This window comes from Salibacterium aidingense DSM 18341 (genome assembly GCF_000429685.1).
Classification (GTDB): Bacteria; Bacillota; Bacilli; order Bacillales; family Marinococcaceae; genus Salibacterium; species Salibacterium aidingense.
Map to the genome: position 1 here is coordinate 36,909 of NZ_AUCI01000024.1, position 13,596 is coordinate 50,504.

Annotated in this window: 10 protein-coding genes and 1 pseudogene; 3 read left to right on the forward strand and 8 right to left on the reverse strand. The window is 47.7% G+C overall.

What is annotated here, in order from left to right; all coding sequences use genetic code 11:
* Nucleotides 1-196: 196 nt before the first annotated feature.
* From G475_RS0118205 to glpK, 5 genes are all read right to left on the reverse strand, one after another.
* Nucleotides 197-853 carry an NAD(P)-dependent oxidoreductase gene (locus G475_RS0118205; RefSeq protein WP_026702501.1) on the reverse strand — a complete coding sequence of 219 codons (657 nt, stop codon included), beginning with the start codon at nt 851-853 and terminating at the stop codon, nt 197-199.
* A 316-nt stretch (nt 854-1,169) separates the two neighbouring features.
* Nucleotides 1,170-2,291, reverse strand: coding sequence for an oxidoreductase (locus G475_RS0118215; RefSeq protein WP_026702502.1), 1,122 nt, complete (start codon nt 2,289-2,291; stop codon nt 1,170-1,172).
* 35 nt (nt 2,292-2,326) lie between these two features.
* A complete protein-coding gene (locus tag G475_RS0118220) occupies nt 2,327-3,316 on the reverse strand; it encodes a zinc-binding dehydrogenase (protein WP_026702503.1) in 990 nt (329 codons plus the stop codon).
* A 233-nt stretch (nt 3,317-3,549) separates the two neighbouring features.
* On the reverse strand, nt 3,550-5,226 hold the full coding sequence (locus tag G475_RS0118225) for a glycerol-3-phosphate dehydrogenase/oxidase (protein WP_026702504.1): 1,677 nt from the start codon (nt 5,224-5,226) through the stop codon (nt 3,550-3,552).
* Between the two features lie 270 nt (nt 5,227-5,496).
* Nucleotides 5,497-6,987 carry a glycerol kinase GlpK gene (glpK, locus tag G475_RS0118230; protein WP_026702505.1) on the reverse strand — a complete coding sequence of 497 codons (1,491 nt, stop codon included), beginning with the start codon at nt 6,985-6,987 and terminating at the stop codon, nt 5,497-5,499.
* A gap of 263 nt (nt 6,988-7,250) precedes the next feature.
* Here glpK and G475_RS26910 point away from each other — a divergent pair.
* Together G475_RS26910 and lhgO are read left to right on the forward strand one after the other, a co-directional pair.
* A pseudogene (locus G475_RS26910) lies at nt 7,251-7,461 on the forward strand (NAD(+)--rifampin ADP-ribosyltransferase); the annotation flags it as partial.
* Nucleotides 7,462-7,644: 183 nt separating this feature from the next.
* Nucleotides 7,645-8,826 (forward strand): L-2-hydroxyglutarate oxidase, encoded by a 1,182-nt coding sequence (gene lhgO, locus G475_RS0118235; RefSeq protein WP_026702506.1) that lies wholly within the window; start codon nt 7,645-7,647, stop codon nt 8,824-8,826.
* Here lhgO and G475_RS0118240 read toward each other — a convergent pair.
* Genes G475_RS0118240 through G475_RS0118250 form a run of 3 tightly spaced genes read right to left on the reverse strand, consistent with a single transcriptional unit; the run spans nt 8,823 to nt 12,223 of the window.
* Nucleotides 8,823-10,124 carry a (Fe-S)-binding protein gene (locus G475_RS0118240; protein WP_026702507.1) on the reverse strand — a complete coding sequence of 434 codons (1,302 nt, stop codon included), beginning with the start codon at nt 10,122-10,124 and terminating at the stop codon, nt 8,823-8,825. The two genes, lhgO and G475_RS0118240, sit on opposite strands and share 4 nt — an antisense overlap.
* The gene (locus tag G475_RS0118245) at nt 10,117-11,523 is read right to left on the reverse strand and encodes an FAD-binding oxidoreductase (RefSeq protein WP_026702508.1); all 1,407 of its coding nucleotides are present in this window, start codon (nt 11,521-11,523) and stop codon (nt 10,117-10,119) included. The genes G475_RS0118240 and G475_RS0118245 overlap by 8 nt, the downstream gene beginning before the upstream one ends.
* Nucleotides 11,483-12,223 carry a FadR/GntR family transcriptional regulator gene (locus G475_RS0118250; RefSeq protein ID WP_035711809.1) on the reverse strand — a complete coding sequence of 247 codons (741 nt, stop codon included), beginning with the start codon at nt 12,221-12,223 and terminating at the stop codon, nt 11,483-11,485. The genes G475_RS0118245 and G475_RS0118250 overlap by 41 nt, the downstream gene beginning before the upstream one ends.
* A gap of 200 nt (nt 12,224-12,423) precedes the next feature.
* Here G475_RS0118250 and trhO point away from each other — a divergent pair, with 200 nt between their 5' ends.
* Nucleotides 12,424-13,389, forward strand: coding sequence for an oxygen-dependent tRNA uridine(34) hydroxylase TrhO (gene trhO, locus G475_RS0118255; protein WP_084414185.1), 966 nt, complete (start codon nt 12,424-12,426; stop codon nt 13,387-13,389).
* Nucleotides 13,390-13,596: the final 207 nt, after the last annotated feature.

Sequence of the window (13,596 nt, forward strand, 5' to 3'; positions counted from 1 at the left end):
AACAAGGATATCACGTACGGTTCTGATGAACTTTCTCATGATAATCCCCCGCTTCCTTTATTTGCTGTTTTCATTATCTATGACTGGCTTTAAAATCGCAAAAACCAATGAAAACCATGAAAACGAAAACAAATTTTATGAAAGCGGTCCTCATCACCAGATTTCTCTCATTTTTAAAGAATTCCTCTTTTTTTCACTATGATGTGATTTTCTTTTCTGAGGATTGAGTTAATAACGGCGCCTGGCGGCTGTAGGTATCATTATCAAGCTGCGCCAAAATAAACATGGCTAAATCTTCACGGGATAACTTTGTCCGAAAATTGCCGTCGCCAAGAAATCCAGCTTTCACCATGTTATTCCCTGGCTTATTGGTTAGAAATGGAACACGCACTATCGTCCAGTCTCTATCCGATTGACGGACGGCCTCTGCTGCATCAATGACATCATCTGTCTGCTCCTTTGTAAAAGCACGTTCTCCTGTTTTTATGAGTTTGTATTTCGCATCAAAGGCATCCTGTTTTTCTGTAATGCTTGGCGTCCCAACAGTAATGATTCGTTGAACATCGTGTTTTTCCATGCCCCGGAGCGTCCGTGTAATGGCTTTTGTAATAGGCTTTCCGGGAATCCTGCCGTGCGGGGCCAATAAACTAATGACTACATCCTGTCCCTGTACCGCTTTTTCAATTTTATCCTGTTCCATTAGTTCCCCTTGAATAATAGTCAACGCTTCCGGTCCCTGTTCTAATTTAGAAGGATCGCGGACATACACCGTCACATGGTGTCCCTGTTCCAGCGCTTTTCTGACTACAATTTTCCCAGTTCTTCCGGTTGCTCCAAAAATGAGCAGATTCATGATATCATCCTCCTCTTTTTTCTATCCTTCCATAAAAATATACCCGTTTATGCTGGGATTAAAAAAACGAGTTGCATCTTTTAAAGGAGAAGGACTCCGATAGAGGCGGACGCTTTTTTGCGGGCACGGCTCCAAATAGACGCTTCCTGCGGGGTCTCGAGACTCTGCTGTTCGGAGGTGAACCGCTGGAATCGCCACCTTCCGCTCCTTTCTTTCTCCAACATTGGCGTTTATTCATCGAGAGTGCCAAAATTATATACTTTTCTATCTTCTAATAAAAACACGAGCCTGAGAGGCGGCCCGCGTTTTCTTTTTCCTATTTTTGCCCTGTCGGTTCCTGGTCCAGTTCAAAGTCTTTTACATATGCTTTGGGCAGCATAATCTTTTCTTTGTCAAACTTGTCCAGCGGGAGTCCCTTTTGTACACGAATAGGGGTATCCGGATTGGCCAGGGCCTGGCGGGCAATCGCTGTAAAATCGGCAATATTATTCTCAATTAACGCAGCTGCCTTATCTGGATCCGCAAGACTTCCACAGGCAATCACGGGAACATTGCCATACTTCTGGGCGGCTTCTGTCATCGTCATTGTATTTTCCCCAAAACCAGGAGTTGCGGCATCATCATCAGAAATATGAATATAGTCCACTTCTGAAGCTCCAAGAGCGGAAAAAATAATCTTCGCGTCTTCCTCTCCGCCAGACCAGCGGTAATCCGGATCCGTTGCTTTTAACTGTGAAATACGAATGCCGAGAATCATATTGGTACCGATAGCTTTTCTGACCTCATGTATCGTTTCTAACAGCATACGGAGCCGGTTTTCCAGAGATCCTCCGTATTCATCTTCTCTGACATTGATGGACTCCGATAAAAATTGGTCAAGCAGGTATCCATTGGCTGCGTGCAGTTCGATGCCGTCAAAACCTGCTTCCTGTGCTAGTAGTGACGATTGGACAAAGCCCTGCTTCACCTGATCAATACCTTCTCTTGATAATTCTTCTGCTGTTGGAAACGCGCCTTCTCCCCCGTATACCGAAACTTTATCACCTGGCGGCTGAAAGAGGGACGGAGCGACAGATGTCTCTTTGTAATAATTACCCTGGGACTGGCCGCCGGCATGCATAAGCTGGGCAATCATTTTCGCGCCATGCTTTTGCACGTCTTTCACAATCGGCTTCCATGCTTCTTTATGCTTGGCTGTGGCAAGCCCGCCTTGATAATCGTACCCCTGACTGTATTCTGTATCCGGATAAACCCCTTCCGTAATGACAGTGGAGAACCCGCCGGCAGCAAATCGTTTATAATATTGATGAACCCGTTCGTTCGGCGTTCCATCCTCTTCAGAACTTACTCTGGTCATCGGCGCGACGATATAACGATTTTTTAAAATATGGTTACTGATATGCCCTTGTTCAAATAAGGTATTTTCATACTTGCTCATCGAATCACCTGTCTTTCCTGAGTATTTGCCGCGGGTTATGAGTTTACCACATGAGCGACAATGTTGCCGCGGCTGTGCTTTTCTCTTATTTGTTTTAAAGCGTCTGGCACACCTTCCAGATGGACTTCTTCTTCGAGCATGGGTTGAAGGTGCCGTCCTGCTGCCAGTTCTCCCACTTCCTCAGCAATCCTCCCAAGATCAGCAATCTGCTCGTGATCATCCGAGCGGTAAACAAAACCTAACGCTATTTCGTGAATACTCGGTGCCAGGGTTTTGGGATCATACGCGTCAAAATCAGGGAGTCCTGTCACACATATTAAATGTCCATTGTATACTAAATAGTCAAAGGCTTCTGTTGCCGTTTCCGGTCCCACCATATCCATAACGATGTCGACTCCGCGGCCCTTTGTGTATTTATGCACCTCTTCCACCACATTTTCGTTGTGGTAATCAATCATTTTATGCGCGCCTAATTTTTGGACATACTCCTTATTTTCCGGAGAACAGGTGGTGATAATTGTTAATCCTGAAAGAGAAGCGAGCTGAATGGCAAACCCTCCGACAGCCCCCGCTCCTGCCTGTATCAAAATAGTTTGATTCTTACTCATTTGTATTTTTCGATGGAAGGCCTGATAGGCAGTAAAGGCCGGAGTGGGCAGGGTCGAAGCTTCCGCAAAGCTCCATCCTGAAGGAATCGGAGCTAACACTTCTTCGGAGGCGAGGATATATTCCGCAAAACCCCCTTGATGGGCAAGGCTTGCATGGAAATATACCCTATCCCCTGGGTTCCATTTTGTAACATTACTTCCTGTTTTATCAATTTCACCAGCGACATCCAGTCCAGAAATATGCGGATACTTCCATTCGGGGAGACCGCCGCCTTCAATTAATTTAAAATCAACCGGGTTCAGCCCTGTCGTATGCACTTTTACCCGTACTTCTTCCGGACCGGGACCGGGTGTTTCAATATCTATCATCTGCAGGTTATCTAGTGAACCGGGGCTATTTACCGCTAAAGCTTTCATACGTATACCCTCCCTTATTTTTCATAAGGCTATACCTCACAGAAGTATATTTCAAACAATACGGACGAAATCCTTCATGGGTTCATAAAAAACGAGCATAAACAGCGTCTATGCCCGTAAGGAAAAATATGGGAGGTGGAAAATCCGGCGGGCGTACGGCCGTCCGCCCGGCAGGAAACACTATGAAGCCTGAACCAGGTAGGTAGTGTTCTCACTGTTTCTCAAGAAGAAATTTAGGCGTCTCCCTCAACTGATGCTCTTATTGGAACCACGGCATCATGCAGCTGCTGTTCCAGCTCCTGCCGGAAGCGCTCGGTTTGTTCGCTGCTCCATTCCAGTTCCGCAGCCATAAAGGCCTGTACCGCCTCTTTCCATTCATGAACCCAGTGTATATCAAAATAAAGAGCGCCGGTACGCCTTGTAAAAAAGTCAAGCAGGGTTTCTGTCATTTCTTCCTCCAGTGCGTATTTTACCTGTGCGTAAACAAACGGGGGCAGCCCATATGGTTTTCTTTCTTCCGTCGACTCCTGCTGAATGATTTCATAGAGCCGGTCCACGTTGGAACCATAGGTGTCCGCCAGCTTGGATGCTTCTTCCGGGGAAAGGCCCGCTTCCTCTCCCAGCTTAGTTTTTTCTTTTACAAACGCCTGGAACGCACGGGCATCGCCGACATCCCCGCCGGAAAGTGTCCAATGCTTGGTCTGGCAGCGCTGAAAAATAAGCTCATACTCTTTCTGAAATCGTTCAGCCACTTTATCGACCACATTTTCCGCCATTTTCCGATACCCGGTAAGTTTCCCGCCTGCAATGGAAAAAATGCCGGATTGGTGCTCCCACACCTCATCTTTCCGGGAAATTTCCGATGGATCTTTTCCTTCTTCTGCAATCAGCGGCCGCAGCCCGGCCCAGCTCGATTCGACGTCTTCTGCCGCCACATTCACATCAGGAAACATATAGTGGATAGCATCCAGCAGATAATCTCGGTCTTCCTCTGTCATTTTAGGGTTGGCAATATTTCCTTCATACACCGTATCGGTTGTTCCGACATAGGTTTTGCCTTCCCGGGGAATCGCAAAAACCATCCGGCCGTCGGGAGTGTCGAAGTAAACAGCCTGGGTCAGCGGAAATATACTGTTATCAAAGACAAGATGAATTCCTTTTGTGAGTCTAAGGTGCTTATCTTTTTTGGCGTTGTCTTTTTCGCGTAGTTGATCCACCCAGGGGCCGGCCGCATTAATAATTTTACGGGCCCTTATCCTATACGTTCCCCCGTTCAATTGATCCTCTGCTATCACGCCAACCGCCTTTTGTCCGTCATACACAAAATCAATGACTTTTGTATAGTTGAGAAGAGCGGCTCCGTTTTGGGCGGCTTCTTTGGCGGTTTCAATCGTTAACCTTGCGTCATCTGTCTTATATTCGACATAGTAGCCGCTGCCGCGAAGGCCTTCTTTTTTAATCAGGGGAGCTTTCCGAAGGGTTTCCTCCCGATTGAACATCTGCCGGCGTTCACTTCGTCTGACGCCGGCGAGAAAATCATAGACACGCAGGCCGAGGGAGGTGGATACCGGCCCGAAATTACCGCCTTTGTGGAAGGGAAGCATCATCCATTCCGGGGTGGTTACGTGCGGGGCATTTTGATATACAATCTCTCGTTCTTTTCCAACTTCCGCCACCATTTTCACTTCAAACTGCTTCAGGTAGCGCAGCCCTCCGTGCACCAGCTTGGTCGAGCGGCTGGACGTTCCTGCAGCAAAGTCCTGCATCTCAACAAGCGCCGTATTCATCCCCCTCGTTGCCGCATCGAGAGCAATCCCGGAACCAGTGATCCCGCCTCCTATGACTAACACATCAAATTCCTCATTCTCCAGCTGCTGTTTTACTGTCTTTCGTTGTTTACTGGAAAACATCGCTGAGACCTCCTTCATTAAAATAAGTAAATCTGTTTTCGTAATAAATAAATGACATTCTGTGATGAATAAATTCTCTGCCACAAGAAGAATCCATCCCTTGCCGAGAGATGTATAAGCCCAAATAATGAAAAAACAAGGGGATACAATAAGGAAAATCCTGTAGAATTGTTTTCCCTATTAAAAAAAACCAGAAAATCCCTTTTTTCTATTTTAAAAAAGGGTTTTCTGGTTTCTCATGATCTCCAACCATCCTATTAACTTTTGTCCTTATTTAAAAACCATCGCTGCTTCGACAGCTTTTCTCCATCCATTATATAGGTTTTCCCGACGGCTGTCATCCATTTCGGGTTCAAAGGTAACATCTACTTTCCACTGGTCAGCAATGTCATCGCGGCTGTTCCAATACCCCACCGCCAGTCCCGCAAGGTAAGCTGCCCCCAAGGCTGTCGTTTCGTTCACCTCCGGACGTTCTACCGGTACATTCAGGATATCGCTCTGAAACTGCATAAGAAAGTCATTTTTCACCGCACCGCCGTCCACCCGCAGCGTACTCACCTCAATATTGGAATCGGCGGCCATGGCATCCAGTACATCTTTTGTCTGGTAGGCGAGGGACTCCAAGGTTGCGCGGACGAAGTGCTCCTTCTCGGTACCCCGGGTAAGACCAAACACCGCTCCCCGGACATCTGAATCCCAGTAGGGCGTGCCAAGGCCCACAAAAGCGGGGACGACATAGGCGCCATCTGTCGAATCCACTCTTCTGGCATACTCTTCTGAAGCTGCGGCGTCCTTCAGCATCCTCAGGCCGTCCCGAAGCCACTGAATTGCAGAACCGGCAACGAAAATACTGCCTTCCAGCGCGTAATCCACCTTTCCGTCTAATCCCCACGCCAGCGTCGTCAACAGGCCGTGTTTCGATTGAATTGCTTCCTGTCCGGTATTCATAAGCATAAAACAGCCGGTGCCATACGTATTTTTCGCCATTCCTTTGTCAAAGCAGGCCTGCCCGAACAAAGCTGACTGTTGGTCTCCGGCGGTACCTGCAATAGGCACATTTTCTCCAAAAAAGTGGTAATCTACCGTGTGCGCGTACACTTCGGAGGAGGGGCGCACCTCTGGAAGCATCGATGCCGGGACATCAAGAATCTCGAGCAGTTCATCATCCCATTTTAAGTCATGGATATTATACATTAACGTGCGAGAAGCGTTGGAATAATCCGTGACATGAGCTTTGCCGCCGGATAACTTCCAGATCAGCCAGGTATCTATCGTTCCAAATAAAAGCTCTCCCCGTTCTGCTTTATCGCGGGCTCCTTCAACACGGTCGAGCATCCATTTTACTTTGGTTCCGGAAAAATACGGATCCAGCAGCAGTCCTGTTTTGTTCCGGAACGTTTCGTTCAGATTCTGTTCCCGCAGTTCCCGGCAGATGTCTTCTGTCTGTCTGGACTGCCACACCACCGCGTTGTAAATCGGCTTCCCGGTTGACTTATCCCAGATTACCGTCGTTTCGCGCTGATTCGTAATACCGATGCCGGCGATCTGCTCCGGCTTAATATCTGTTTCTGTCAGGGCTGTTGCGATAACCGCAAGGATACTCCCCCATATTTCCGACGCATCATGCTCGACCCAGCCCGGGTGTGGAAAATGCTGTGTGAACTCTTTTTGAGCCGTCTTCACAATTTTCCCATTAGAATCAAATAAAATCGCCCGTGAACTGGTCGTCCCCTGGTCAAGAGCCATAATATACTTTTCCATACAGACCGCTCCTCTCTTTCGAAAAAATCCACACCAATGCCTTTTAGGCACGATAACAACCTAAAAGCCGGTGTGGATCTCAATATCTCCGTCACATCTATTAACTTACCTTTAACCTACTACACAATTGAAAGCGCCGTCAATACTTTTGACGGACGTTTATGTTTTTTCTTGATAATACATTAAAACTTTCTACTTTCATTTTCCTAATGATAAATTATTTATAGACTACTCTTTCTATAGTTCCTGTTCTATACTGTTAGATACAAATATTAGGTGAGCTTGAAAATGATCCGAACGTAACGGACAAAAAATTCCCAGGAAACCCAACACGCTCTTATAGGTCTAAATCGCCTTTGAAAATAATAGCTGAATTAAGTACATGGGAAAGACATTCCGAGGAAGAAATAAATCATATGCTTACCCTCTATAAAAACGTTACGTGAACAAGGAAAGGCTGTCCTATACGATTAACCTTCAACAGCTGTAAAGTCATCATTTAAAATAATTTTACAAATATTCACATCATGGCCTGGTTCCGGAATAAATTTGATATTTTTTTAAGTTATCACGACTCGAGGGAAGTGCCTCCTTTTTGTTGACATAATGATAATGAAGCCATACAGTTGCCTATAACAATGACGGGGAGAGATGAAAATGTACGATTTTGTGATCATTGGCGGCGGGATTGTCGGGCTTGCGGCCGGGTATTCGATTCAGCAGAAAAAACCCAATGCTTCGATTCTAGTTCTGGAAAAAGAATTAGATTGGGCAGCCCATCAAACCGGCCATAACAGCGGGGTGATCCATTCCGGCATCTATTACAGACCGGGGAGCTACAAAGCATCGTTTGCCCGGGCAGGCAATCAGTCGATGAAAACCTTTTGTGAAGAGCATAGCATTGCCTATGACGCCTGCGGTAAAGTGATCGTGGCGGCAGACGACAAAGAAATAACGCCTCTTGAAAACCTCTATCAGCGCGGCATTCAAAACGGGCTAGCAGTTGAAAAGCTTTCCACTGCGCAGTTAAAGGAAAAAGAACCATATGCCGCCGGAGCTGCCGCCCTTTACGTTCCTTCCACCGGGATTGTTGATTTCAAGCAGGTGAGCCAAACCCTGGCCGGCCTTCTCGAAACAGGGGGCGCCGTAATGAAACGGGGAACAGAGGTAACCGCTGTTACCGAAACGAATGAGAACGTCATAGTGGAAACAAACCGAGAGACATATGAAGCCGGCACGCTTATTAACTGTGCGGGGCTGCACAGTGACCGTATCGCCCGGATGGCAGGCTACCTCACTGATGTGAAAATCGTTCCGTTCCGGGGAGAGTATTACAAGCTGAAAGAACAGAGTCGCCACCTTGTAAAGAACCTGATTTATCCCGTTCCAAATCCTGATTTCCCGTTCCTCGGGGTTCATTTCACACGAATGATGGACGGGGAAGTGGAGGCCGGCCCTAATGCGGTGCTGGGCTTCAGGCGAGAGGGGTACCGCAAACGTGATATGCATGCCCGGGATTTTTTCGAAGTGATGACCTACAGGGGATTCTGGAAACTGGCGGCTCAGTACAAAAAAGAAGGAGCGAATGAAATAATTCGTTCCCTCCGTAAAAAGAAATTCGTAGAAAGCATGCAGAAGCTGCTGCCGGCCATCAGCGCAGACGATGTGGAAACCGCACCAGCTGGTGTGCGGGCACAGGCGTTAAAAGCAGACGGGAGCCTGATGGATGACTTTCATATCATCCAGGGCCGCCGCAGCCTGCATGTATGCAATGCGCCATCTCCCGCCGCTACCGCTTCTCTCCAAATCGGTGAAGAAATTGCCTCCCGCGTTCTTTAAGATCTGGGACGCGGCTCCGCTTCCATGAGCAGGTCAACCAGGTGGACCGCCTGCATATCACCACCTTTTCCTTCCCGCTCCACGCCCAATTTCATCTGCAGCAGACAGCCCGGATTCGTGGTCACAATGGCTTCTGGTTCGGCCCGTTTCACGTCTGCCATTTTCACATCTAAAATGTCCATCGAATCTTCATAGTTTACGATATTATAAATACCAGCCGACCCGCAGCAAAAGTCCGGGTTGTTCATTTCTTTCAATGTAAGCCCCGGTATGTTTTCCATTAACAACCGCGGCGGCTCCTTCACCCGCTGCACATTCGACATATGGCAGGACGGCTGATAGGTGATTTCCTTTGATACTTCCTTTGAAAATTCAAGATTATCAAGTTCGACCAGCACTTCCGAGATATCTTTCACTTTTTCTTTAAAAGCCAACGCTCGTTTGTGCCAGTCCGTGCCTTCTTCAAACATATGATCATACTCGATCAGGCGCGCGCCGCAGCCGCCGGCATTATTTACGATGTAATCGACGTCTTCTTCTTCAAACGCCTTAATATTTTCCATCGCCTGCTCCCTTGCCATCTCAACCTTGCCGGAATGGGCATGCAGTGCGCCGCAGCATGTCTGCTTTTCCGGAAGAATAACTTCTGCTCCGGACAGGCGGAGCAGCTCCACTGTATTCTGATTCGTACGGAAAAACACACTGTCCATGACACAGCCGGTGAAAAATGCTACCTTTGCGGTTGAGGTTCCGTCCGGTTTCACCCGCCGGTTCCGCTGTTTTCGTTCTTTCGGTGACGGCTGCGCGGGAATTACCTTTTCAAATTCTCCAAGGTGCAGCGGTGCCATCGAGGTCATCCGAAGGGTATTTGCCGCTTTCTGCAGCCCAGATACCTGATACAGCCAAGTGGCATTGCCAAGGCGGGTCATCCAGGAAGAAGAAGGAAAAAAAGAGCCAAACAGAAAGTCCTCTGTTTTCTGCTGCCGCTTCGATTTTGTCCGGTTATTCTCCAGCGTCTCTTTCGCGGCTTCTAGTAAGTCCCCATACTGCACATCGGTAGGACAGACGGTGGTACAGGCCATGCAGCCGAGGCATTTTTCAATTGGTTCTTCCAAATCTTCAAGCGATGCCTTTCCTTCGGCGACCATCTTTATCATATTAATACGGCCGCGCGGGGAATGTGTTTCTTTTTCCATTGTTTCATAGGTGGGACAGGCGGGCAGACAGTAGCCGCACTGCACACAGTCAAATGTTTTTCCGTATTCCAGCGATTCTTTTAACGATTTTACCTCACTCATCACGTAACACCAACTTTGTCTGTCCTTTTTCAGGGAAGATTTTACCCGGATTCAAAATATTGCTCGGGTCCCAGGCTGCTTTAATCCGTTTCATCATGTCCACGCCGACCGGTCCAAGCTCCTGTTCCATAAAAGCGGACTTCATCGTGCCAATGCCATGTTCCCCGGATAAAGTGCCGCCAAGATCAATGGCCGCTTCGAAAATTTCCGCCACCGCGTTTTCGACCCGTTCCATTTCTTCCGTGTCCCTTTTATCACACATGACATCGGGATGAAGGTTACCGTCTCCGGCGTGGCCGAATACGACAATATCTACATTGTACTTTTCCTTAATCGCCTGCAAACGGCCCATCATCGGGCCGATCTTGCTCCGCGGTACGGTGGCATCCTCTGACACTTTGGTTGGCTTAATCGTTGCGATGGCCGGAGATACAAGCTTTCTGGCCTGCCATATTTTCGCCGCTTCTTCTTCGGTCTCTGGAATTTGTGTTGCTGACGCTTCAAGTTCCTCCATAATTTTCTGGACCTGTTCTGTTTCCATTTGAATCGCTTCCGGATGGCCGTCCAGCTCAATAATTAAGATCGCGGCAGCTTCCACCGGGAGTCCGATCGGATTATAGTTTTCAACCGCTTTAATGCATTCCTGATCGACAAATTCCATTTTCGACGGCAGAATTCCGGATGTAAGCGTTTTCGAAGTGGCTTCGCCTGCCAGCTCCACGTCATCAAACACAGCCATCAGGGTCTGTACAGCCGGTGGTTTTGGTACAAGTTTTACCGTAGCTTCTGTAATCACCCCTAGTGTTCCTTCCGAGCCGATAATCAGTTTTGTCAGGTCAAAGCCGGTGACATTTTTAATGGTTCGCCCGCCGGTTTTCATGATCTCTCCTTCCGGGGTCACCACTTCAAGGCCGATTACGTAATCCTTCGTCACGCCGTATTTGAGGCCGCGCGGTCCGCCGGAATTTTCGGCAAGATTGCCGCCGATCGTGCATACATGAGCGCTGCTTGGGTCCGGCGGATACATCAAGCCGTGCGGTTCAACTGTTTTATTAATATCAGCTGTCAGCACACTTGGCGACACAATTGCAATGAGGTCATCCGCAAACACATCGATGGTTTCCGGCCACTGCGACATATCCAGTACAATTCCGCCTTTCACCGGAAGGGGCCCGCCGCTTAAACTGGTGGACTGTCCTCTCGGTGTAACCGGCACCATGTATTGGTTCGCGGTTTTCAAGACATGTACCGTTTCTTCTTTATTTTTTACCTGCACCACGGCTTCCGGCAGATATTCTCCGAAGGAAGCGTCAAAACTGTAGCTGAAACGGTCTGCTGTATCTGTTAATATCTGCTTTTCAGGAATGTTCTCCTTGAGCTTCGTTATCCAACCGCTCATTGATATCTCCTCTTTTCATCGTAAAGTGTTCTTTCGCATTCGTGAGATGTTCATTCATGGCATTTTCAGCAGCGGACGGCTCCTGATTTTTAATCGCATCAAAAATTCTGTCGTGCTCTTCCAACAGCTGCGGCCGTTTCCCCGCATCCATCATATAATTCATAAGCAGAAACTTGATAGCTTTGCGGTGCAGCGTTGAAATATTCTCCATCGTCTGGATTAATACACTGTTATGAGAAGCTTTTGCAATTTCCCGGTGAAAAGCAATATCTTCATCGTGCCCAATTTGGTCCTGGCGCTGCGAGGCACTTACAGACCCGAGCGCACGCTCAATGTTCTGCAGGTCCTCCATGGATCTCCTCTCTGCCGCAAGACGGGCGGCCCCGGATTCCACGATCAAGCGTGTTTCAAACACATGAACGATTTCTGCGGGATCGATAAACTCAAACGGTGTCTCTTCCAATAAGCTACCTGCCGGAATGGACTGCACCACACTTCCGCCGCCCTGTTTTGAAACAATCAAGCCGCTTGCTTCTAAAATGCTAAGCGCTTCCCTAACCGGGGTCCTGCTCACGCCAAACATTTCCGTGAGCCTGCTTTCTGTCGGAAGCCTGTCCCCCGGCTGCATGTTCTCTGACTTCATCATCTCCTTTATGTAGTCAAAAATCTGGATGGACACTTTTTTCCGATCAATCTTCATCTGCAAGGAACCTTCCCTTATAAAAATTTGTATGATAAGTATACAATATTAAATAACACTCCAAAAGAGTTAATTTCTGATTTTTTGTTATATCAGTTGCAATAGGAGGGTACTTCTCTTTACAATGGAATATTGTAAGAAACCCGTATAAGCCTATACGCGTGTGTATCTTGCAAATATAACACAGATAGGTGATGGAAATGGAAAATAATTACCAGGTACTGCTTTATTACAAGTATGTCTACATCGACGATCCGGAGGCGTTTTCGATCGAGCATCTTGACTACTGTAAAGAGCTCGGCCTGCGCGGACGGATTCTCGTGGCGCATGAAGGATTGAACGGCACTGTATCCGGTACGGTGGAACAGACGAATCAATATATGGAAGACCTTCGGAAAGACCCTCGTTTTTCCGGCATTGAATTCAAAATCGATAAGGCGGACGGTCACGCCTTTAAGAAAATGCACGTACGGCATCGGGATGAAATCGTCTCCTTCCGCCTCGAAGAAGACATTAATCCAAACGAACTTACCGGCAATTATTTAAGCCCGAAAGAGTTTTACAAAAAAATGCAAGAAGAAAACACTGTTATTATCGATGCCCGCAATGACTATGAATACGACCTCGGTCATTTCCGCGGCGCCATCCGTCCGGACATCAATGCGTTCCGCGAACTTCCGGAATGGATTGAAGACCATAAGGAGGAACTGGAAGGCAAGCAGATCCTCACGTACTGCACCGGCGGCATCCGCTGTGAGAAATTTTCCGGCTGGCTGAAAAACAAAGGCTTCGACAATGTCAATCAACTTCACGGCGGTATTGTCTCCTATGGCAAAGATGAAGAAGTGCAAGGGAAGCTGTGGGACGGCCAGTGCTACGTTTTCGATGAAAGGATCAGCGTTCCAATCAACCAGGAAGAGCATGTTATCGTCGGCCGCGATCACTTTGACGGCCAGCCGTGCGAACGTTACGTTAACTGCGCCGCCCCGGAATGCAACGACCAAATTCTCTGTTCGGAAGAAAACGAGCACAAATACCTGCGCGGCTGCTCCCCTGAATGCCGCATTGATCCGGAAAACCGTTATATTATTGAACACTCCCTGACCCAGGACGAATGGGAAGAACGGTTAAACCTGATTGGGGAAAGCCTGAAACAAAGAGTATAGCCCCATTATGGGCCGGGCATCTCCGGTGTTTCCGCAGCGTATGGAAAGATGGGCGGACATTTATTCCGTTAAGGACCGATATTATGGGGTTTTGAAGGAAGAGACGGACATATTGGATCTATGTCAAGAAAGTAGACACCCTTTTTTATGATTTGTCCGTTATAAAACGGAACGGACGCAGGTTTTTTCCCACCTGTCAGGATAGAT